Below are 21,925 nucleotides of genomic sequence, written 5' to 3' on the forward strand. Positions count from 1 at the left end.
AAGCCCGGTGGCGCTGCGCTTACCGGGCCTACGGGATCGAGTAGGCCGGGTAAGGCGGAGCCGCCACCCGGCTTTTTTACATCACGACGCCAACGACAGCTCACGCTTCCCCGCATGCTGCAGCAACCACTGCGCAACACGCGACTGCTGTTCGGCATTCAGCCACATACCCTCTTTGGTACGACGCCAGATGGCATCATCCAGACGGCGAACCCACTCATGTTCCACCAGATAGCGCAGTTCGGCTTCGTACAGCTCGTGGCCAAAATGTTCGCCCAGGTCGGCAATCTCTTTCGCGTCACCCAGGATCAATTCCGTGTTGCTGCCGTAGGTACGGGCATAGTGGCGCGCCATGCCTTCTGTGATGAATGGATAGCGACGACGCAGCTTCGCGGCGTAATCATCGCGGTTGTCGCCGATATCACCGCCAGGCAGTACCGCGCCTTTGGTCCATGCCGGGCCAATGCCTTTGTAGTACGGCGCCAGTTTTTCCAGCGCGTGCTCGGCCAGCTTACGGTAGGTGGTGAGCTTGCCACCAAACACGGAGAGCAGCGGTGCCTGACCGTCCACGTCGTGAATATCGAGCGTATAGTCACGGGTAATCGCCTGCGGTGAGTCAGATTCGTCATCGCACAGCGGACGCACGCCGGAGTAAGTCCAGACCACGTCATCACGGGACAGCTGTTTCTTGAAGTGCGCGTTATACACCTTCAGCAGGTAGTTCACTTCGCTCTCGTCGATCTCGACGTTTTTCGGATCGCCTTTGTACTCCACGTCGGTGGTGCCGATGATGGAGAATTCGTCCATCCACGGGATCACAAACACAATGCGCTTGTCTTCGTTCTGCAGAATGTAGGCCTGCTTCTGGGTGTGCACGCGTGGTACCACAATGTGGCTGCCTTTGATCAGGCGGATACCGTACGGAGATGGCAGATGCATCCCCTCGTCGAAGAACTGTTTCACCCATGGGCCGGTGGCGTTCACCAGACCGCGCGCTTTCCAGCTGAACTTCTCGCCGGTATCCACGTCTTCCGCTTCGACGATCCACAGGCCGTTTTCACGGCGCGCAGCGGTGGCGCGGGTGCGGGTTTTCACTTCGCCGCCTTTCTTCTCAACCATCTGTGCGTTAGCCAGCACCAGACGCGCATCGTCCACCCAGCAGTCGGAATATTCGAAACCGCGCACGATTTCAGGCTTAAGGACCGATTCTGAGCCAAAACGCAAACCGTTTGAACCCGGCAGGCTGGTGCGTTTACCCAGATGATCGTACATAAACAGACCGATTCGAATCATCCACGCCGGACGCAGATGCGGGCGATGGGGCAGGCGGAAGCGCATCGGGATGGCCAGGTGCGGTGCCATCTTCAGCAGCACTTCACGTTCGGCCAGCGCTTCACTGACCAGACGGAATTCATAGTGTTCCAGGTAGCGCAGGCCACCGTGAATCAGTTTGGAGCTGGCGGACGACGTCGCGCAGGCGAGGTCGTTAGCTTCCAGCATCAGTACGGATAATCCGCGTCCTGCGGCGTCTGCCGCAATACCGGCACCGTTGATGCCACCGCCTATCACAATCAGATCTTTGGTTTCCATAACACCCTCACGCACTTTCGTTAAAGCTCAGAAATGTTCGATATCGCTCATAATAGCAAAGGAACGCGCTTTTGGTAACATCAAAAAAACAATTTAGAGTGATATGGATAACATAATGGCGTTTACCCGCCGCCAGGACGTACACTACGGGGTAAAATAGTGCGACTAACTTTTCTCCCTCTCCCCGTGGGAGAAGGCTGGGGTGAGGGCATCAGAGCGCACCCAACCTGAACAACAGAAAGAGAACACCATGGATCAGTTTGAATGTATTAACGTAGAAGAAGCCCACCAGAAGATGCACCAGGGAACGGCGGTGCTGGTGGATATCCGCGATCCGCAGAGTTTTGCGATGGGCCACACCCCGGGTGCGTTCCACCTCACCAACGATACGCTGGGCGCGTTTATGCGCGATAACGACTTCGATACGCCGGTGATGGTGATGTGCTATCACGGCAACAGCAGCAAAGGTGCGGCGCAGTACCTTATTCAGCAGGGCTATGATGCGGTCTACAGCGTCGACGGCGGTTTCGATGCCTGGCATCGTCATTTCCCGGCAGAAGTGGAATACGCTTTTGAGCGCTGATCCCGCTATACTGTCCCCTTTTGTGTGGAAATAAGCGACCGCCGCCCATGTTGATGATCACCTCTTTTACCAATCCGCGCGTCGCCCAGGCGTTTGTCGACTATATGGCAACCCAGGGCATCATCCTGACCGTTCAGCAGCACACGAAAACCGATGTCTGGCTGGCGGATGAAAGCCAGGCCGATCGCGTGAATGCGGAACTGGCCCGCTTTCTTGAGAATCCCGGCGACCCTCGCTATCTCGCCGCGAGCTGGCAGTCGGGGCAGACGGGGAGCGGACTGCACTATCGGCGCTTCCCCTTCCTTGCCACCATTCGCGAGCGCGCAGGTCCGTTTACGCTGCTACTGATGGCGGCCTGCATTATCGTCTTCATCATTATGAACGTGGTGAGCGACCAGAGCGTGATGATCGCGCTTGCGTGGCCGTACGGCCCGTCTCTCGATTTCGACGTCTGGCGCTATTTCACCCACGCGCTGATGCACTTCTCGGTGATGCATATTCTCTTTAACCTGCTGTGGTGGTGGTATCTCGGTGGCGCGGTAGAGAAGCGTCTGGGCAGCGGCAAGCTGATTGTTATCACCCTTATCAGCGCCCTGCTGAGCGGCTATGTGCAGCATAAATTCAGCGGCCCGTGGTTCGGTGGTTTATCCGGCGTGGTATATGCCCTGATGGGCTATGTCTGGCTCAGAGGCGAGCGCGACCCCGAAAGTGGCATCTATCTGCAGCGCGGATTGATAACCTTTGCGTTAATATGGCTAATTGCCGGATGGTTTGATCTGTTTGGTATGTCTATCGCTAATGGTGCACACGTCACCGGGCTTGCCGTCGGGCTGGCAATGGCGTTTGCCGACACGCTCCATGCGCGAAAACGAACATAATTCCCAGGGATATTTCATGAAACAAACACAACGTCATGACGCCATTATCGAACTGGTAAAAAAACAGGGATACGTCAGCACCGAAGAGCTGGTGGAACAGTTTGCCGTCAGCCCACAAACCATCCGCCGCGACCTGAACGATCTTGCCGATCAAAACCGTATTTTGCGCCATCACGGCGGTGCGGCGCTGCCGTCCAGTTCGGTTAACACCTCGTGGCATGACCGCAAAGCCACGCAGACGGCAGAGAAAGAGCGCATTGCCCGTAAAGTGGCGAGCCAAATCCCCAACGGGGCGACGCTGTTTATTGATATCGGCACCACGCCTGAAGCGGTCGCCCATGCGCTGCTGGATCACGAAAACCTGCGCATCGTGACCAACAACCTGAACGTGGCCAATACCCTGATGCAGAAAGATGATTTCCGCATCATCCTCGCCGGGGGCGAACTGCGCAGCCGCGACGGCGGCATCATTGGCGAAGCGACGCTCGATTTTATCTCTCAGTTCCGTCTCGACTTCGGCATTCTGGGGATCAGCGGCATCGACAGCGATGGCTCACTGCTGGAGTTTGATTATCACGAGGTGCGCACCAAGCGCGCGATCATTGAAAACTCACGTCACGTGATGCTGGTGGTGGACCACTCCAAATTTGGCCGTAACGCGATGGTCAACATGGGCAGCATCAGCATGGTAAATGCGGTTTATACCGATGTGATGCCACCGGCGGGCGTGATGCAGGTGATTAAAGATAATAATGTGCAGTTAGAGTTATGTTGAGAAGCCTTTCTCCCTCTCCCTGTGGGCTGAGGAATCCCCACTAATTTTTTATTAGTGGTTTCAGAGGATTAGAATGAATATTTTGCGAGCAGTTAGATTCACTCAGCTCGTAGACAGACAGAAAACGCTCATAAATGTGCATCTTCTGTCGAGTTATCGGTTGTTTTTAGCTCCATTTTTGAACAATAAACAACCATTTATCCATATCTAATTTTCTGGGGATTCCTCAGCCCTGTGGGAGAGGGCCGGGGTGAGGGCATCAGCCCGCACAAACCTACACCCCATACCCCATCATCTTCAACAACTGCTGCGCATGCTGCACCGCATCCTGACGGTGCGCCACGCCCAGCTTCTGATACAGATTGCGGATATGCGTTTTGATGGTGGTTGCCGCCACCGCCAGCTCACCGGCAATCTGCTCATTGCTGTAGCCTGAATAGATAAGCCCCAGTACCTGCCATTCGCGCTGCGTCAGCGGGCTGGTGCGAATAAGTTCAGGCACTTCCGGATGGTTCAGCAGGCGTTCAACGAAGTTCTCGTCGAAGTGGGCGAACTTGTGGCGATGGTGCTGGTTAATCTCGCGCAGGATGCGCTGGGCACGGTGCTGATCCAGCTCCGGCAGCGTGTTGAGCTGAATAAGCTGACGCAGCTGTTGAGCCATCACTTCGCCCTCAATCACAAAGTGACTGATAAACCCGGTACGGTTCGCCAGCTGCAACGCCTCCAGCAGTACGCGCTGGGCATCATTTTTACGCCCGGCCTGCCAGTAGAGCTGGTTAAGCAGCAGCAGGTTACGATTGAGATCGCTCATCAGACGCAGGCTGCGGGCGTTCTCGTTCAGCTCTTCCAGCACAATCTCAGCCGGTTCAAACTCACCGAGCAGGATCTGCGCGCGGGCAATGTTTCGCCACTGACTTTGCAGGAAGTGGTTATTTGCAAATTCAGGTTTTGGCGTCTGGCGCAGCCAGTTGGCGGCGGATTTCTTATCACCCGTCATCTGCCAGTAAATCACCCGCACCTTATCGGCGTTCGAAACCCAGTCGCTGTGATACTGACCATTGCCGAGCAGGTTCTCCAGACGGTTCAGGTGGTTGCGGGCATTATCCAGATCCCCGCGCGCCAGCGAGCATTGCACCAGCAGGGCCAGGCACTGCAATTGCTGCTGCGGCTGGAAGCCGGAAAGCACCTCTACGCCCTGACGGGCACAGCTCTCTGCTTCATCCAGGCGTGACCACGCCCACAGAAGCTGGGCGCGAATACGCAACAGGAACTCGTGCATTGGCAGCTGTTCAAGATGCTGTTCGCGAATCAGCTGGAACGCCTTTTCCTGATTCTCCCAGGCCGCCTGCAGGAACCCCTGAGCAAATAAAATTTCGCTTTGCTGGATCAGGCTCCACAGCGCGTAATGCCAGACATCATGACGGCGGGCCATCTGTTCGGTTTGTTGCATCAGCGACAGGGAGCGCGTCAGCTCACCCTTGCAGTGCAGTACCTCGCCGTGTACCGACGTCGCCACAATGCGGCTGTAGAAATTGGCCAGCGGCAACTCATCCAGCGCGACCATCGCCAGCCGCTCTGCTTCTTCCGGATCGCCATCGTTGATTGCTACCTGGGCCCGCAAGGCGTTAAATTCGCCGTGCAGGGTGGTATCCATATCGCTTTCCATCTCCTGCTCGGCACGCGCCAGCAGGGTATTCACTTCGCTGTAGCGGTGCTGGCTCTGCATCAGCCAGGCCTGCAGCAGCACCAGACGCGGGTTCTCCAGCAGGCTCTCCCACGGCAACGCTTTCAGCGACTCTTCCAGCAGTGTCAGTTCGCTGTGGTTAAACAACCCCCACGCGTGGTTGAGGAGGATATCGCGCAGCATGCCGGCATCACCGGCGGCGAGCGCATGATGGATAGCCTCGCTCGGGAAGCCTTGCGCCATCCAGCTCTCAGCGGCAGCCCGGTGGATATCCGGCAATTCAGTCGCCAGCTCCCACTGGCAACGCTGGCGCAGGAAACTGCCAAACAGCGGGTGATAGCTGAACCATTCACCGGGATCGTCCATCCGCGTCAGGAACAACCCCTGGCGTTCAATCTCTTCAAGCTGCAGCTGACCGTTTTCGCAGCCGGTCACGCGCACAATCAGCGCGTCGTTCATGGAACGCAGCAGGGAGCTCTTCAGCAGGAAATGGCGGGTCGAAGGATCGACGCTGTTCAGCACCTCATCCACCAGGTAATCGGAAAGATGGCTGGCGTTGATCCCCGCCAGGCGACGCGCGGACTGATGCGCCGGGCTGTTGTTTTGCCGGGCGGAGAGGGCAATCAGCTGCAGCGCTGTCGCCCAACCGGCGACATCGTCGCACAGGCGGCTGCTTTCAGCGGCCTCAATCGGTGAGTTCAGGCGGCAGTCGAAGAACTGTTTGGCTTCCTGATGGGTAAAGGCCAGCTGTTGGCTACCCACTTCCAGCAGCTGATCGCGCACGCGCAGGTTGGCAATGCCCAACTGCGGCAGGTTACGCGACAGCACCACCAGGGTCAGGTTTTCCGGCTGATGGCGCAGGAAGAAGCGCATGGACTCATGGATCACCGGGTTAGTGATCAGATGATAATCATCAATGACCACGTAAAGCGGGCGGTGCCACTCAGCCAGTTCAATAAACAGCTGAGAGAAAAGGGAGGACAGGCTGGCGTACTGGCGCTTTTGCACCATCACTTCGCTGGCCACGCAGTGCCCGTTGGTGGCCTGCTGAATGGCGGCAATCAGATAGCTGGCAAAACGTTCTTGCTGGTTATCGCCCTCATCAAGGGAGTACCAGCCAAGATCGCTTTTACCTGCGGCCCATTGCGAAATGAGCGTTGTTTTTCCATAACCTGCAGGGCTCGTAACCAGCGCCAGTCGGAAATTATGCGCGCCGGAAAGTTTAGCCAACAGACGCTCGCGGACCACTGTATGGTCAAGACGAACCGGGCGACTTAATTTAGACGGAATCAACATAGGTTTCACTTCACTGTGGGGAACGAGAGAATTTATTTTTTTGCGCTTCGTAATTAATAGATATAAGGTCGGCCAGAAAGAGAACTATTGCAAGTTATGTCTGGTTTTGGTGGCTCTGAATTTGCACTCTGTCACAAAACATTCAGAGAGATGATGGAACTTTCTGGAAAGGGCTGTGATGCCGCGTCAATGCTGGCTTGTATGGCTGTGCTGCGGCTGCGCTGAAACTGGTTTCAGAAAGGTATAGTGACGTCAAATTTAATAAACGCGGGGTAAAGTTTAGTGAAATTAATAATCTTCTTCGTTCTGACCCGGTTGCAGAAATATTATTCTACGTAAGTAATCATTTCAGCGCGTTTTAATTTCACCCGAAACTGCATTTCATTTTCCTGACACGCTTCCCGGTTATCTTTTTATCTTCCTGACACACTCCGACTATGCTCTCAGAGTGGCCTCGATCACACTTTTATGCTCATCCCCGCTACTCCTCCCTGCCTAATCCCCTGCGGGAGGAGGAAGAGGAGAAATGAGCCAGGCACACTAGCGCCAACTTGTGTTTTCTTTCTAAAGGATGCCGATCCCCTATGTCACAGCCTACCTTCAACAAAGCTCAATTCCAGGCTGCCCTGACGCGTCAGTGGCAGCGTTTTGGCCTTCATGCTGCAAACGAGATGACGCCTCACCAGTGGTGGCAGGCGGTGAGCGGTGCGCTCGCAGAGCAGCTGGATGCTCAACCTCTGGCAAAACCGGTAAAAGGCCAGCGCCACGTCAACTATATCTCGATGGAATTCCTGATCGGTCGTCTGACCGGCAACAACCTGCTGAACCTCGGCTGGTATCAGGAGGTTGGGGATGTGCTGAAAGAACACGACATTAACCTGACCGACCTGCTGGAAGAAGAGATTGACCCGGCGCTGGGCAACGGTGGTCTGGGACGTCTGGCGGCCTGTTTCCTCGATTCGATGGCAACGGTTGGGCAGTCGGCCATTGGTTACGGCCTGAACTATCAATACGGTCTGTTCCGTCAGTCATTTGCAGACGGGCATCAGATGGAAGCGCCGGACGACTGGCACCGTAACACCTACCCGTGGTTCCGCCACAACGCGCAGCTGGATGTGCAGGTGAACATTGGCGGTAAAGTATCAAAACAAGGTCTCTGGGAACCGGCATTTACGTTTATCGGCGAAGCCTGGGACCTGCCGGTGCTCGGTTACCGTAACGGCGTGGCGCAACCGCTGCGTCTGTGGCAGGCGAAGCATGCGCATCCGTTTAACCTGACCAAATTTAACGACGGCGATTTCCTGCGTGCCGAACAGCAGGGCATCGACGCAGAGAAGCTGACCAAAGTGCTCTACCCGAACGACAACCATCTGGCGGGCAAGAAACTGCGTCTGATGCAGCAGTACTTCCAGTGCGCCTGCTCCGTGGCGGATATTCTGCGTCGTCACCACCTGGCGGGCCGCAAGCTGGCACAGCTGCCTGACTTTGAAGTGATTCAGCTTAACGATACGCACCCAACCATCGCTATTCCTGAACTGCTGCGTGTGCTGATCGACGAGCACCAGCTGAGCTGGGATGACGCCTGGGCGATCACCAGCCGCACCTTTGCTTACACCAACCACACCCTGATGCCAGAAGCGCTGGAGTGCTGGGACGAGAAGCTGGTGAAAACGCTGCTGCCGCGCCATATGCAGATCATCAACAAGATTAACGACCAGTTTAAAAAGCTGGTGGATAAAACCTGGCCGGGCAACAAAGCGGTCTGGGCGAAGCTGGCCGTGGTGCATGACAAACAGGTGCGCATGGCAAATATGTGCGTGGTGAGCGGCTTTGCGGTGAACGGTGTGGCGGCGCTGCACTCGGATCTGGTGGTGAAAGACCTGTTCCCGGAATATCACCAGCTGTGGCCGACCAAATTCCATAACGTAACTAACGGCATCACGCCGCGTCGCTGGATCAAACAGTGCAACCCGCTGCTGGCCGGTCTGCTGGACAAAACGCTGAAGAAAGAATGGGCCAACGATCTGGACCAGCTGATCAACCTGGAAAAATACGCGGACGACGCGAAGTTCCGCGAACAATACCGCGCCATCAAGCGGGATAACAAAGTGCGTCTGGCGGCGTTTGTGAAAGCGCGTACCGGTATCGAGATTAACCCGAACGCCATTTTCGACATCCAGATTAAGCGTCTGCACGAATATAAACGTCAGCACCTGAACCTGCTGCATATCCTCGCGCTGTACAAAGAGATCCGCGAGAACCCGCAGGCTGACCGCGTGCCGCGCGTGTTCCTGTTCGGCGCGAAGGCGGCACCGGGCTACTACCTGGCGAAAAACATTATCCTCGCCATCAATAAAGTGGCGGAGGCTATCAACAACGATCCGAAAGTGGGCGACAAGCTGAAAGTGGTGTTCCTGCCGGACTACTGCGTCTCTGCCGCAGAGATGCTGATCCCGGCGGCGGATATCTCTGAGCAGATCTCGACTGCGGGTAAAGAAGCGTCTGGTACCGGCAACATGAAGCTGGCGCTGAACGGTGCACTGACTGTTGGTACGCTCGACGGTGCGAACGTAGAGATTGCCGAGAAGGTCGGAGAAGAGAACATCTTTATCTTTGGTCATACGGTTGAAGAAGTGAAAGCCCTCAAGGCCAAAGGCTACGATCCGGTGAAATGGCGTAAGAAGGACAAAGTGCTGGATGCGGTGCTGAAAGAGCTGGAAAGCGGTAAATACAGCGATGGTGATAAGCATGCGTTTGACCAGATGCTGCACAGCATGGACAAACACGGTGGCGACCCGTATCTGGTGATGGCGGACTTCACGGCCTACGTGGAAGCGCAAAAACAGGTCGACGTGCTGTACCGTGACCAGGAAGCGTGGACCCGGGCGTGCATTCTGAACACCGCCCGCTGCGGAATGTTCAGCTCTGACCGTTCAATCCGTGATTATCAGGCTCGTATCTGGCAGGCAAAACGCTAAGGAAGCGCGATGGAGAGTAAACGTCTGGACAGTGCCGCGCAGGCGGCGGGGATCAGCCTCAGTTACATTAATGCTCACGGCAAACCACAGTCTATTGGCGCCGACACCAAAAGACGTTTGCTGGATGCCATGCACAAAACCGACGCGAAAGCGTCGGCCACGCCGGTACCGAACGTTAAAGTCTTCACCGCGGGCAAAAAGATGTCGCTGGCGGTGGAAGGACGCGGCGAGTTTACCTGGCTGCTGACCACCGAAGAGGGACATCAGCACAAGGGTCACGCCACTGGCGGCAAAGCACTCACCCTTCCGGCGAAGCTGCCGGAGGGTTACCACACCCTAACGCTCACCCAGGACGAGCTGCGCTTTCACTGCCGGTTGATTGTGGCGCCAAAACGTTGTTATGAGCCGCAGGCGTTGCTCGAAGGCAAAAAGCTGTGGGGTGCCTGCGTGCAACTCTACACCCTGCGTTCTGACAGCAACTGGGGCATCGGCGATTTTGGTGACCTGAAAAAGATGCTGGCATCGGTGGGGGAGCGCGGTGGTGCGTTTATCGGCCTCAACCCGATCCACGCCCTCTATCCGGCTAACCCGGAGAGTGCCAGCCCGTACAGCCCGTCGTCCCGTCGCTGGCTGAACGTGATTTACATCGACGTGAATGCGTTAGACGATTTCAAAAACAGCCCGGAAGCGCAGGCGTGGTGGGCACTTAGCACCACTCAGCAGGCGCTGAAGCAGGCGCGCGAAGCAGACTGGGTGGACTATTCCACCGTGACGGCGCTGAAGATGGCTGCCCTGCGTCTGGCGTGGAAAGGCTTTTCTCAGCGTGATGACGAGGAGATGGCTGCCTTCCGTCAGTTTGTGGCGCAGGAGGGCGAGAGCCTCTACTGGCAGGCGGCGTTCGATGCGCTGCATGCGTATCAGGTGAAAGAGGACGAAATGCGCTGGGGCTGGCCGGTCTGGCCAGAGGCGTATCAATCCGTCGACACGCCTGAAGTCAAAGCGTTCTGTAAAAAATACGCCGATGAAGTGGACTTCTACCTGTGGCTGCAGTGGCTGGCGTACAGCCAGTTTGCCGACTGCTGGCAGGTGAGCCAGGGCTATAAGATGCCGATCGGTCTGTATCGCGACCTGGCCGTTGGCGTGGCAGAAGGCGGGGCGGAAACCTGGTGTGACCGTGAGCTGTACTGCCTGAAGGCCTCTGTAGGCGCACCACCGGATATTCTGGGCCCGCTCGGCCAGAACTGGGGCCTGCCGCCGATGGATCCGCACGTGATGGCGGCGCGTGCCTACGAGCCGTTTATCGACCTGCTGCGCGCCAACATGCAGAACTGCGGCGCGCTGCGTATCGACCACGTGATGTCGGTGCTGCGCCTGTGGTGGATCCCCTACGGTGAGACGGCCGATCACGGGGCGTATGTTCAGTATCCGGTTGACGATCTGCTGTCGATCCTGGCGCTGGAAAGCAAGCGCCATCAGTGCATGGTGATCGGCGAAGATCTCGGTACCGTGCCGGTAGAAATCGTCAGTAAGCTTCGCGACAGCGGCGTTTACTCCTATAAAGTGCTCTATTTTGAAAACGACCATGAGAAAACCTTCCGCGCGCCGCAAGCGTACCCTGAACAGTCAATGGCAGTCGCGACGACGCATGACCTTCCTACGCTTCGTGGCTATTGGGAAAGCGGCGATCTGACGCTCGGTAAAACCCTGGGTCTCTATCCGGATGAAGATGTCCTTCGCGGCCTGTATCAGGATCGCGAGCTGGCGAAGCAGGGTTTGCTGGATGCACTGCATAAGCACGGCTGTCTGCCGAAACGCGCCGGGCATAAAGCGTCGCTGATGTCGATGACGCCGACGCTCAACCGCGGATTGCAGCGCTACATTGCCGACAGCAACAGCGCCCTGCTGGGCCTGCAGCCGGAAGACTGGATTGATATGGCGGAGCCGGTGAACATCCCGGGCACCAGCTATCAGTACAAGAACTGGCGCCGCAAGTTATCCACCACGCTTGAGACGATGTTTGCCGATGACGGGGTGAACAGGCTGATTAAGGATTTGGATAAGCGGCGAAAAGCAGTCGCGAAGAAGTAAAAAAAAACCCCGCCAGTGGCGGGTTTTTTATTATCCGGTAGCGCTCATGTAGGTCGGGTAAGGCGAAGCCGCCACCCGACTTATGGCATCAGACCACCATATTCAACAGCAGCACCCCGACCAGACCGCACACCGAAATAATGGTTTCCAGCGCGGACCAGGACTTGATGGTTTCACCGATAGTCAGGTTGAAGTACTCCTTGAACAGCCAGAAGCCCGGGTCGTTCACGTGTGAGAAAATCACGCTACCGGAACCGACGGCAATAACCATCAGCTCAGGGCTGACGCCCGTGGTGGCAATCAGTGGCGCAACGATACCGCCCGCGGTGATTGCCGCAACAGTTGCGGAACCCAGCGCGATACGCAGAACTGCGGCGATAGACCAGGCCATCAGAAGCGGCGACACGTTGGTTTCATGCATCATGGCCGCGATGTATTTATCCACACCGCTATCGACCAGAACCTGCTTGAACGCACCGCCACCGCCGATGATCAACAGCATCATGGCAATGATTTTGATGGAAGAGGTCAGCGTGTCGTTGATCTGATCCATGGAACGGCCGCGGTTCAGGCCGAAGGTGAACATCGCGATCAACACCGCAATCAGCGTGGCCATCACCGGGTCGCCGAGGAACTCAGCAACGGACAGGAACGCGTGACCTTTCGGCAGAACCATCTCTGCCACGGCGCGCATCGCCATCAGGATCACCGGGACCAGAGAGGTCCAGACGCTGACGCCAAAGCCAGGCATCTCTTCTTCGGTGAAGGTTTTCGCGCTGTACAGACCTTCCGGAATCGGCTTATCAATGCCTTTCAGGAAGCGGGCATAAACAGGGCCTGCCAGAATCACGGTTGGGATGGCCAGAATCGTACCGAACAGCAGGGTTTTACCCATATCGGCGTGGAAAATGGTGGCGATAGCGGTTGGGCCCGGGTGCGGTGGCAAGAAGCCGTGCGTCACGGACAGCGCTGCTGCCATTGGCACACCGACATACAGCAGCGGAATGCTCGCCGCCGCCGCAATGGTGAAGACCAGCGGCAGCATCAGCACGAAGCCCACTTCATAGAACAGTGCGAAACCGACGGTAAAACCGGTTAACACAACTGCCCACTGGATGTTCTTCTTACCAAACTTGTCGATAAGCGTGGTGGCAATACGCTGTGCACCACCGCAGTCCGCCAGCATTTTGCCGAGCATGGCGCCAAAGCCCATGATCAACGCCAGGCTGCCGAGCGTGCCGCCGACACCCGCTTTAATGGAGCTAATAACTTTGACCAGCGGCATCCCTTGCATCAGACCGACTGCAAGTGCCACCAGAACCAGAGCGATAAACCCGTTCATTTTGAAACGGATCATCAAGAGCAGTAATAACACAACACCGATAGCAACGATGACTAATGGCATGATTTACCTGGCCTTTGAATTGTTATGGGTAACGTCATTGTTTCAACGACACGTTCCGGTTGTCCCAACTGGGAACAGAGTGGTTAACGGCACTAAGACTGATACCTTGGAAACTATTTAGTTTAGTCGGCTGTTATGAGTGTGTTTAGTGCCCATGAGAATGATACGGGTAACATGGCGTGATTGAGAATCACCCTGGAGGGCAAAATTTAAATTATGAGACGCAGGTCAACATATGGAGGTAAACGCAAAACGGTAACCGCAAGGTTACCGTTTTTAATGTTTTCACCCTCTCCCGTGGGAGAGGGGCGGGGTGAGGGCATCAGACCGCACTATTTTTGTAGGCCCGGTAAGCGCAGCGCCACCGGGCAATACAGACGGGCAATGAATCAGTAGTAAGAGTGCTCGCCGCGCTGGTGTTCGGTCAGGTCACGCACGCCTTTCAGTTCCGGGAACTCGTTCAGCAGCTGCTTCTCGATCCCTTCTTTCAGGGTCACATCGACCATGGAACAACCGTTACAGCCGCCGCCAAACTGCAGAATTGCGTAGCCTTCGTCGGTGATTTCCATCAGGGAAACGCGACCACCGTGACCGGCCAGCTGCGGGTTGATCTGGGATTGCAGCAGATACTCTACGCGCTCCATCAGCGGGGCATCGTCAGATACTTTACGCATTTTGGCGTTTGGCGCTTTCAGCGTCAGCTGCGAGCCCAGCTGGTCGGTGACGAAGTCGATCTCCGCATCTTCAAGATACGGCGCGCTCAGCTCATCAACATATGCCGTGAGCTGGTCAAATTTAAGGGCAGTGTCAGTTGCTTCCACCGCGTCTGGCGGACAATAGGAGACACCACATTCTGCATTCGGAGTGCCTGGATTGATCACAAACACGCGGATCTGCGTCCCTTCTTCCTGATTTGCCAGCAGTTTGGCAAAGTGCGCTTGTGCAGAATCGGAAATACGGATCATAGCTTTGGCCTAATAGTTGACTAAATTACCTGGGTATAATCATACGCCCATTGGAGAAGGGCTACAAGGTACGGCACAGACACCATACCTGAACCGACGCGGCGCCGCTTTGCAAAAGCAGTCGGGAAAGTTCAGCAACGGTACTGCCTGTGGTGACGACATCATCCACAATCGCGATATGGAGCCCTTTGACGGCGAATTCAAGGCGAAAGGCGTTTTTGAGGTTCCTTTTGCGAAGCCGGGCGCTCAGCTGATGCTGAATGGCGGTGGCATGGCGGCGCGTCAGCGCAGCGGCTGGGTACTGACAGCCGAGCCACCGGGCGAGCGGGCGACAGAGCAGGTCGCTCTGGTTGTAGCCGCGTCGCCAGTGACGGCGCCGGTATAAGGGCACATTCAGCACCATATCCACTTTCGGCAGCGCGCGCGTGTGCCGTGCCTGCAACACCGCCAGCAATAACAGGCGGGCGAGAGGGCGAGCCAGCGCAATCTGGCCGGAAAACTTCAGCGCGTGGATAAGCCTGCTTAACGGTGGAACGTAATCATCGACCGCCACCAGGGCGCTCCACGGTGGTGGCTTTTTCAGGCAGCGACCGCAGGGAAACTGTGGACTGTACGCCGGTAAACCGCACTGCGGGCAGGTCATGATGCGGCTTGCCAGCGAACGCGTGCAGACGGAACAGACTCCCCACGCGCTCAGCGCAAGTGGCATTCGACATAGCCAGCACAAGCCGGGCACTGTTAGCATAGACAACCTCCATGTAAAAAAGAGAACAGTAACTGATGAAGACGCTGTGGTGGCAGACCGTAGGGACGGGAAATCGCCATCTTGTGCTGCTGCACGGATGGGGACTGAATGCGGAAGTATGGCATTGCGTAAATGAGGAACTTGCCTCGCATTTCACGCTGCATCTGGTGGATTTACCCGGTTTTGGCCGCAGCCGCGGCTATGGGGCGATGTCGCTTGAAGAGATGGCGCAGCAGGTTCTGGCCGCCGCACCGCAACAGGCCATCTGGCTCGGCTGGAGTCTGGGCGGGCTGGTGGCAAGTGAAGTGGCATTAACAAACCCTGAACGCGTGCAGGCGCTGGTAACGGTGGCCTCGTCGCCGAACTTCAGTGCGCAGGAGGAGTGGCCGGGTATTAAGCCGGACGTACTGAGCAACTTCCAGCGCCAGTTGAGCGAAGATTACCAGCGAACGGTAGAACGCTTCCTGGCCCTGCAGACGATGGGGACAGAGAGCGCCCGTAAGGATGCCCGTCTGCTGAAGCAAACCGTGCTGTCGCTGCCGATGCCGGATGTGGAGGTGCTGAACGGGGGACTCGAATTACTGAAAACGGTCGACCTGCGTGAGCCGATGACCGTGCTGGCGGTGCCGCACCTGCGCATTTATGGTTATCTGGATGGGCTGGTTCCACGCAAAGTGGTGCCACTGCTGGATGAACTGTGGCCAGAGAGTCAATCGCTGACAATCGCCAAAGCGGCCCATGCGCCGTTTATCTCGCATCCTGCCGAGTTTTGTTCAGCGTTGATCGCCTTCAGTCACGAAGTGCCCACCACTCCCTGAGACAGGCTTTCCCTTCCGGGCAATGTTTACAACTGCCGGACAGACAACCGTCCGGCTCTTCCTGAATACGTATGGCTTTCCCCATCGCTTCCAGTCTTTCCAGCATGGCATCGATCATCGGCTGCGGCGTATGCAGGCTGAGGCTCAGCTGTTTTGCCTCCATACGCCCCTGCAACGCCAGTAAATCACGAACCTGAATCAACGATGCCATGGCTCCCCCTAGTGACAGTCGCCCGCCGGGCTGTTGCAGCAGGTCGCGGCGGTTTTACGGTTTGCCAGCAGGTTGATATCGACGCGGCTGCGTGCCCGGCGTAGCAGACCGAGAACGAGCACGTTAAACAGCACAACCGCCAGGATGCAGACCAGGCTGTAGCGCGGATACTGGCTGAAGTTAACGGTCTGGTAAAAGAGCGTCGCCAGCGAGTAGGCGATGTTTAAGCCCCACAGGATGGAGAACCCCATCCAGCCGCGGCTGGACTCACGGGCTATCGCCCCCATCACCGAGATGCACGGAATATAGAGCAGGACAAAGATGAGGTAGCTGTAGGCCGCTGACGCGCTGCCAAATTTCTCGCTCATCACGCCCATGGCACCGGTGGCCATTTCGCCGTCGCCTTTGCTGGCTTCAATCGGGTTCGCCAGTACGCTCAGGCTGAAGGTGTCTTTCAGGCTCTGCCAGGTCTCTTCCACCGCGCCGAGCAGTTCATCACCGAGGTGGAACGCCGCCGGGTTAAACTCTTCTTCCTGGATATTCTCAGCGGTGTAAAGCGTGTTCAGGGTGCCGACCACCACCTCTTTTGCCATCGCGCCGGTGAACAGGCCAACGGTCGCCTGCCAGTTGTCTTCATGCACGCCAATCGGTTTAAACACCGGGGTAATGACGCGGCTGACGGAGGCGAGGGCGGAGTCGTTGATGTTATCCGCCGCCTGCCCGCTCAGGGTGAAGCTGTTCAGCGCGCTCAGGAATATGCTGACGATGACAATCACTTTACCGGCGCGCAGCACAAAACCTTTCAGGCGCTGCCAGGTCTGGATCGCCAGGCTTTTCAGATGCGGCACGTGATACACCGGCAGTTCCATCACAAACGGCGACGCTTCCCCGCGCATGATGGTGTGTTTAAGCATGAGCCCGGTCAGGATCGCCATCACGATGCCCAGCACATACAGCGAGAAGACCGCCAGCGCCCCTTCCTGTCCAAAGAAGGCCGCGGCGAAGACCGCAAAGATAGCCAGTCGCGCCCCGCAGGACATAAATGGCGCCATCATGATGGTCATCAGACGTTCGCGGGGGGCATCAAGCGTGCGCGCACCCATTACCGACGGCACGTTACAGCCGAAGCCGACAATCAGCGGGACGAAGGATTTACCCGGCAGACCCAGGGCCTGCATCAGACGATCCATCACGAAAGCCGCACGTGCCATGTAACCGGAGTCCTCAAGGAACGAGAGGAACAGGTACATCATGCCGATTTGCGGTACCAGCGGCAGAACGGTGTTGATACCACCACCGATCCCCTGGGCGAGAAAAATGGTCAGCCATTCCGGGAAGTGCAGGGTGTAGCCCAGCCACTGAATACCGTGGACAAATATCGCCACAGAACCAGCATCGAAAATAGGCTGTAGCGCGCCACCGATGTTAATGGCGAGCAGGAACATCAGGTACATGACCAGTAAAAAGATCGGCAAACCGAGGAAGCGGTTAAGCACAATCTTGTCCACGGCGGCCGTAAAGCGGCTTGGCTCGGCCGTCAGGGCATTACTGACCACGTCGCAAATGGCGGCGATGGCCTGATAGCGCGCGTCGGCGATGTGCAGGGCCGGGTCATCGAGCTCATCGCTCAGACGCGCCAGCGCCACGTCCAGTTTGTCTGCGGCATGGCTCGCATAGGCGCGGCTGTAGATATCGCCTTCCAGCATCTGCAGGCCGAGCCACAGGCGCTGTCTGGCGGGCATGCTGTTGTCCATCTCCTGCGCCAGCAGACCGGCTTCGCGCAGCAGCGGTTGCGCATAGTGCACCAGCTCAACGTCGGCGTTGCCCGCGTGGCGGTCAATGGCCAGCTTCAGCGCGTCAATTCCGCGGGCACGGGTAGAAACCAGCGGCACTACCGGGCAGCCCAGACGCGCGGAGAGGGCATCGACGTCGATACGCAGCTTTTGTTTCTCTGCGATGTCGAGCATGTTGAGCGCCACAATGCAGGGGATCCCCAGCTCAAGCAATTGCAGCGTCAGATAGAGGTTACGCTCCAGGTTAGACGCATCGACCACGTTGATTAACAGGTCCGCATCACCACTCAGAATATAGTGACAGGCAATCTGCTCATCGAGCGAGGTTTGTGACGAAATGGTGGTTAAGGAGTAGGTGCCGGGCAGATCCACCAGGGTGACTTGATTGTCTGTCGTGGTGAACTGGCCTTCTTTACGTTCAACCGTTACGCCCGCCCAGTTACCCACACGCTGGCGTGCACCGGTGAGCTGGTTAAATAACGTTGTCTTGCCGGAATTAGGATTGCCAATTAAGCCAATAGTTAATTTTTTCATTGTTTTCGACTCACTGAAACCGCTGGCTTGTTATTGGGATAAGGCTTCGACTTCAATTAATGCGAGGTCTTTTTTACGCAGTACCAGATTCACGCGCCGGGTTTCGATATGAACGGGATCACCTAACGGGGCCACGCGCACCACCTGGAATGACGAGCCGGGGAGCATGCCCAGCGACAGCAGCTTTTGCCGATAGGCCGGGCTAATTTCGCGGGTAAAACCGGTAATTTTCCATGCACTGTCTGGAGTGAATTGCATAATGCCTGATTCCACGGAAGGTTAAATTATCTACTATGGGATGATAATGAGAATAGTTTTTATCAGCAATATGAAAACTGTGACGGAATGTTGTTAAGCGTATTAATTTACGGCCTGTTTGACCTTGCTCAATATTTGCTGAATTACGGGGCAGGGAATAATAAATGTATTTGTTAACGGAGTGATAAATGGTGGTTTAAATATGGATATGCAATCGGTTTCATATTTTGCGATATAATTTGTCCCCTCACCCCGGCCCTCTCCCCTTTGGGGAGAGGGTTAGGGTGAGGGGCATTTACAACCTTAGCGTTTCTTACCCATCGCGGCCGCCAGCGCATCCATCATCGCGCTGTTGCCCGCAGGCTGCGCATCACGCCCGCGCGGCTTCGCGCCTTTGGCGGCAGGGCGCTGCTGCTCACGGCTACCGCCGTTACTGCCGCGGCGCGCATTGGTTTCACCTGGCTGCTCGTCCAGACGCATGGTCAGCGCGATTCGCTTGCGCTGCAGGTCCACTTCCAGCACTTTCACCTTCACGATATCGCCCGCTTTGACCACCGTATGCGGATCTTCAACGAACTTGTCGGCGAGCGATGAGATATGCACCAGACCATCCTGATGCACGCCGATATCGACAAAAGCGCCAAAGTTAGTGACGTTGGTGACGGCGCCTTCCAGCACCATGCCCGGCAGCAGGTCGTTCATGGTCTCGATGCCGTCGGCAAAGGTCGCGGTTTTGAACTCAGGACGCGGATCGCGGCCCGGTTTTTCCAGCTCTTTGATGATGTCGGTCACGGTCGGCACGCCGAACTGCTCGTCGGTGAAATCGACCGCTTTCAGGTTGCGCAGCGCGTTGCTGTCGCCCATCAGGTCTTTGAGTGCCTGCTGGGTCGCTGCCAGTATGCGCTCAACCACCGGGTAGGCTTCCGGGTGAACGGTTGAGGCATCCAGCGGGTTATCGCCGTGGTTGATGCGCAGGAAGCCCGCACACTGCTCAAACGCTTTCGGCCCCAGACGGCTTACCTTCAGCAACTGCTGGCGGTTCTGGAACTGACCGTTCTCATCACGCCAGGCAACGATGTTCTGCGCCATCATGCGGGTTAAGCCTGCCACGCGGGTCAGCAGAGGAACGGAGGCGGTGTTCAGGTCCACGCCCACGGCGTTTACGCAATCTTCCACCACCGCATCCAGCTTACGCGCCAGCTGCGTCTGGCTCACGTCGTGCTGATACTGGCCCACACCGATGGATTTCGGGTCGATCTTCACCAGCTCCGCCAGCGGATCCTGCAGACGACGGGCGATAGAGACCGCACCGCGCAGGGAGACGTCCAGGTCCGGGAACTCCTGGGCCGCCAGCTCAGACGCAGAATAGACGGACGCACCGGCCTCGCTGACGATCACTTTCTGCGCCGTCACTTTCGGGAACTGTTTCTGCACGTCGAGGTAGAAACGTTCGGTTTCGCGGGAGGCCGTACCGTTGCCGATAGCCACCAGCTCAACGTTATATTTCTCGCACAGTGCGGCCACCACTACAGCAGCCTTCGCCGCCTGACCGGTATGCGGGTAAATGGTTTCGGTTGCCACCAGCTTGCCGGTACCGTCAACCACCGCCACTTTTACGCCGGTACGCAGACCCGGATCGAGACCCATGGTCGCACGCAGGCCAGCAGGTGCGGCCATCAGCAGATCATGCAGGTTACGGGCAAAGACGTTGATTGCTTCGTCTTCCGCACGCTCACGCACGGTGCCCATCAGTTCGGTTTCGAGGTGCATCAGCACCTTAATGCGCCATGTCCAGCTCACCACGCCTTTACGCCAGCTGTCCGCCGGGGCGTTATTCAGGCGCAGGCCGAGGTGATCGGTGATGATCTGCTCGCAGTGGCTCTCTTTTGGCGGCTCATCAAACTGCGGGTCGGCGTTGAGAGAGAGCTGCAGCACGCCTTCATTACGGCCGCGGAACATGGCCAGCGCACGGTGAGAAGGCACGGTTGAAATCGGTTCATGGTGATCGAAGTAGTCGCGGAATTTCGCGCCTTCCTCTTCTTTGCCTGCCACCACGGTAGAGACGATGTGGGCGTTCTTCCACAGATAATCACGCACACGGGAGAGCAGGGCGGCATCCTCGGAGAAGCGCTCCATCAGAATGTAGCGTGCGCCATCAAGGGCCGCTTTGGCGTCTGCCACGCCTTTGTCAGCGTCGATAAATTTGGCCGCTTCGGTTTCCGGGTCGTGTGACGGTTCGTTCCACAGCAGCTCGGCCAGCGGCTCCAGACCTGCTTCAATTGCAATCTGCCCGCGCGTACGGCGCTTCGGTTTGTAGGGCAGATAAAGGTCTTCGAGTTCAGTTTTGCTCAGGGTGCCGTTAATGGCCTTTTCCAGATCGCTGGTCAGTTTGCCCTGTTCGCCGATGGATTTGAGGATTGCCTGACGGCGGTCTTCCAGTTCACGGAGGTAGCCCAGACGGGTCTCCAGGTTACGCAGCTGCGTGTCATCCAGACCGCCGGTGACTTCCTTACGATAACGTGCAATAAACGGCACGGTGTTCCCTTCATCAAGCAGGCGAACGGCAGCTTCTACCTGTTCGGCTCTGGCCTGAAGTTCACCCGCAATAATGCGGCAGAGCGAATCTTTCATCATGGCTTTATCATCTTGTGGGTCAAAAATCAGGGGATAGTTATACGGGCTGACACGGTAAAATGCCAGCCGTGGAGGGCGCTCTCGGACTATTTTACGTAGGTGATCTCATTGACGTACCAGCTCGCTTCTCCGGCAGGCGTCTGGACGACGGCTAAATCACCCACCTCCTTTTTCAGCAGCGCGCGGGCCATCGGCGAGTCGATGGAGATGTAATCCTTACGGCCAAAAATTTCGTCGTACCCGACAATGCGAAAGCGCAGGGTATTGCCATCATCATTCTCGATCTCTACCCACGCGCCGAAGAAGACTTTGCCCTCCTGCTGCGGTGAATAATCGACAATTTTAAGATTCTCGAGACATTTGGTCAGATAGCGTACCCGACGGTCGATCTCACGCAGCCGCTTTTTGTTGTACTGGTAGTCAGCATTTTCGCTGCGGTCGCCCAGGCTTGCCGCCCAGGTAACTTTTTTGGTCACTTCCGGACGCTCTTCGCGCCACAGATAATCCATCTCTTTTTTGAGTTTTTCGTACCCTTCGCGGGTGATCAGGGGCGTTTTCATACTGTGACCTTCAGACTCGACTTCATTGCAAACATTGCGCACATTACGTATCACGTAGTCTATCAGACAGCGTTAATAATCATTTATGTGATGAATTGTGCAGATAAGCTGCTGTTAAATATGCTTTGTA

The 21,925-nt window shown here is 56.6% G+C and carries 16 protein-coding genes; 6 read left to right on the forward strand and 10 right to left on the reverse strand.

Features of this window, described 5'->3' with window-relative positions; genetic code table 11:
• Window positions 1–81: 81 nt before the first annotated feature.
• Window positions 82–1,590: a glycerol-3-phosphate dehydrogenase gene (gene glpD, locus PUZ33_RS08930; protein ID WP_020687762.1), complete on the reverse strand. Its 1,509-nt coding sequence runs from the start codon at window positions 1,588–1,590 to the stop codon at window positions 82–84.
• Window positions 1,591–1,840: 250 nt separating this feature from the next.
• Between glpD and glpE the strand changes: the two genes are divergently transcribed.
• The 3 genes from glpE to PUZ33_RS08945 are packed head-to-tail and all read left to right on the forward strand — an operon-like array spanning window position 1,841 to window position 3,826.
• Window positions 1,841–2,173 carry a thiosulfate sulfurtransferase GlpE gene (gene glpE, locus PUZ33_RS08935; protein ID WP_014833569.1) on the forward strand — a complete coding sequence of 111 codons (333 nt, stop codon included), beginning with the start codon at window positions 1,841–1,843 and terminating at the stop codon, window positions 2,171–2,173.
• A gap of 47 nt (window positions 2,174–2,220) precedes the next feature.
• Entirely contained in the window at window positions 2,221–3,051 is an 831-nt protein-coding gene (gene glpG / locus PUZ33_RS08940; RefSeq protein WP_058680288.1) for a rhomboid family intramembrane serine protease GlpG, read from the forward strand.
• Window positions 3,052–3,067: 16 nt separating this feature from the next.
• Entirely contained in the window at window positions 3,068–3,826 is a 759-nt protein-coding gene (locus tag PUZ33_RS08945) for a DeoR/GlpR family transcriptional regulator (protein ID WP_013099103.1), read from the forward strand.
• A 274-nt stretch (window positions 3,827–4,100) separates the two neighbouring features.
• On the opposite strand, the gene malT is transcribed toward PUZ33_RS08945, so the two are convergent.
• Window positions 4,101–6,806 carry an HTH-type transcriptional regulator MalT gene (gene malT, locus PUZ33_RS08950; protein WP_058680289.1) on the reverse strand — a complete coding sequence of 902 codons (2,706 nt, stop codon included), beginning with the start codon at window positions 6,804–6,806 and terminating at the stop codon, window positions 4,101–4,103.
• 584 nt (window positions 6,807–7,390) lie between these two features.
• Here malT and malP point away from each other — a divergent pair.
• Window positions 7,391–9,784 carry a maltodextrin phosphorylase gene (malP, locus tag PUZ33_RS08955; RefSeq protein WP_058680290.1) on the forward strand — a complete coding sequence of 798 codons (2,394 nt, stop codon included), beginning with the start codon at window positions 7,391–7,393 and terminating at the stop codon, window positions 9,782–9,784.
• Between the two features lie 9 nt (window positions 9,785–9,793).
• Window positions 9,794–11,872, forward strand: coding sequence for a 4-alpha-glucanotransferase (gene malQ / locus PUZ33_RS08960; protein WP_023619865.1), 2,079 nt, complete (start codon window positions 9,794–9,796; stop codon window positions 11,870–11,872).
• An 88-nt stretch (window positions 11,873–11,960) separates the two neighbouring features.
• Here malQ and gntT read toward each other — a convergent pair whose 3' ends face one another.
• From gntT to gntX, 3 genes are all read right to left on the reverse strand, one after another.
• Entirely contained in the window at window positions 11,961–13,277 is a 1,317-nt protein-coding gene (gene gntT / locus PUZ33_RS08965; RefSeq protein WP_013099097.1) for a gluconate transporter, read from the reverse strand.
• A 389-nt stretch (window positions 13,278–13,666) separates the two neighbouring features.
• Window positions 13,667–14,242 carry a Fe-S biogenesis protein NfuA gene (gene nfuA / locus PUZ33_RS08970; RefSeq protein ID WP_013099096.1) on the reverse strand — a complete coding sequence of 192 codons (576 nt, stop codon included), beginning with the start codon at window positions 14,240–14,242 and terminating at the stop codon, window positions 13,667–13,669.
• Window positions 14,243–14,303: 61 nt separating this feature from the next.
• Window positions 14,304–14,987, reverse strand: a complete 684-nt coding sequence (gene gntX / locus PUZ33_RS08975) for a DNA utilization protein GntX (RefSeq protein ID WP_058680291.1) — start codon at window positions 14,985–14,987, stop codon at window positions 14,304–14,306.
• A 35-nt stretch (window positions 14,988–15,022) separates the two neighbouring features.
• Here gntX and bioH point away from each other — a divergent pair, with 35 nt between their 5' ends.
• Window positions 15,023–15,805, forward strand: a complete 783-nt coding sequence (gene bioH, locus PUZ33_RS08980) for a pimeloyl-ACP methyl ester esterase BioH (protein WP_058680292.1) — start codon at window positions 15,023–15,025, stop codon at window positions 15,803–15,805.
• Here the strand turns inward: bioH and feoC are convergent.
• From feoC to greB, 5 genes are all read right to left on the reverse strand, one after another.
• A complete protein-coding gene (gene feoC, locus PUZ33_RS08985) occupies window positions 15,777–16,016 on the reverse strand; it encodes a [Fe-S]-dependent transcriptional repressor FeoC (protein WP_013099093.1) in 240 nt (79 codons plus the stop codon). The two genes, bioH and feoC, sit on opposite strands and share 29 nt — an antisense overlap.
• Window positions 16,017–16,024: 8 nt before the next feature.
• A complete protein-coding gene (gene feoB, locus PUZ33_RS08990) occupies window positions 16,025–18,343 on the reverse strand; it encodes a Fe(2+) transporter permease subunit FeoB (RefSeq protein WP_058680293.1) in 2,319 nt (772 codons plus the stop codon).
• Between the two features lie 30 nt (window positions 18,344–18,373).
• On the reverse strand, window positions 18,374–18,601 hold the full coding sequence (gene feoA, locus PUZ33_RS08995; RefSeq protein WP_010436417.1) for a ferrous iron transporter A: 228 nt from the start codon (window positions 18,599–18,601) through the stop codon (window positions 18,374–18,376).
• A 303-nt stretch (window positions 18,602–18,904) separates the two neighbouring features.
• Window positions 18,905–21,235, reverse strand: a complete 2,331-nt coding sequence (locus PUZ33_RS09000) for a Tex family protein (protein ID WP_058680294.1) — start codon at window positions 21,233–21,235, stop codon at window positions 18,905–18,907.
• A gap of 86 nt (window positions 21,236–21,321) precedes the next feature.
• Window positions 21,322–21,795, reverse strand: a complete 474-nt coding sequence (gene greB, locus PUZ33_RS09005; protein WP_013099090.1) for a transcription elongation factor GreB — start codon at window positions 21,793–21,795, stop codon at window positions 21,322–21,324.
• Window positions 21,796–21,925 lie beyond the last annotated feature (130 nt).

The organism is Enterobacter cloacae complex sp. 2022EL-00981 (assembly GCF_028737495.1).
Lineage (GTDB): Bacteria > Pseudomonadota > Gammaproteobacteria > Enterobacterales > Enterobacteriaceae > Enterobacter > Enterobacter cloacae.

What these genes read in the sequence shown, in the direction of transcription:
- glpD (WP_020687762.1), bottom strand. Translation starts at nt 1,590, where the DNA reads ATGGAAACCAAAGATCTGATTGTGATAGGCGGTGGCATCAACGGTGCC.
- glpE (WP_014833569.1), top strand. Translation starts at nt 1,841, where the DNA reads ATGGATCAGTTTGAATGTATTAACGTAGAAGAAGCCCACCAGAAGATG.
- glpG (WP_058680288.1), top strand. Translation starts at nt 2,221, where the DNA reads ATGTTGATGATCACCTCTTTTACCAATCCGCGCGTCGCCCAGGCGTTT.
- PUZ33_RS08945 (WP_013099103.1), top strand. Translation starts at nt 3,068, where the DNA reads ATGAAACAAACACAACGTCATGACGCCATTATCGAACTGGTAAAAAAA.
- malT (WP_058680289.1), bottom strand. Translation starts at nt 6,806, where the DNA reads ATGTTGATTCCGTCTAAATTAAGTCGCCCGGTTCGTCTTGACCATACA.
- malP (WP_058680290.1), top strand. Translation starts at nt 7,391, where the DNA reads ATGTCACAGCCTACCTTCAACAAAGCTCAATTCCAGGCTGCCCTGACG.
- malQ (WP_023619865.1), top strand. Translation starts at nt 9,794, where the DNA reads ATGGAGAGTAAACGTCTGGACAGTGCCGCGCAGGCGGCGGGGATCAGC.
- gntT (WP_013099097.1), bottom strand. Translation starts at nt 13,277, where the DNA reads ATGCCATTAGTCATCGTTGCTATCGGTGTTGTGTTATTACTGCTCTTG.
- nfuA (WP_013099096.1), bottom strand. Translation starts at nt 14,242, where the DNA reads ATGATCCGTATTTCCGATTCTGCACAAGCGCACTTTGCCAAACTGCTG.
- gntX (WP_058680291.1), bottom strand. Translation starts at nt 14,987, where the DNA reads ATGCTAACAGTGCCCGGCTTGTGCTGGCTATGTCGAATGCCACTTGCG.
- bioH (WP_058680292.1), top strand. Translation starts at nt 15,023, where the DNA reads ATGAAGACGCTGTGGTGGCAGACCGTAGGGACGGGAAATCGCCATCTT.
- feoC (WP_013099093.1), bottom strand. Translation starts at nt 16,016, where the DNA reads ATGGCATCGTTGATTCAGGTTCGTGATTTACTGGCGTTGCAGGGGCGT.
- feoB (WP_058680293.1), bottom strand. Translation starts at nt 18,343, where the DNA reads ATGAAAAAATTAACTATTGGCTTAATTGGCAATCCTAATTCCGGCAAG.
- feoA (WP_010436417.1), bottom strand. Translation starts at nt 18,601, where the DNA reads ATGCAATTCACTCCAGACAGTGCATGGAAAATTACCGGTTTTACCCGC.
- PUZ33_RS09000 (WP_058680294.1), bottom strand. Translation starts at nt 21,235, where the DNA reads ATGATGAAAGATTCGCTCTGCCGCATTATTGCGGGTGAACTTCAGGCC.
- greB (WP_013099090.1), bottom strand. Translation starts at nt 21,795, where the DNA reads ATGAAAACGCCCCTGATCACCCGCGAAGGGTACGAAAAACTCAAAAAA.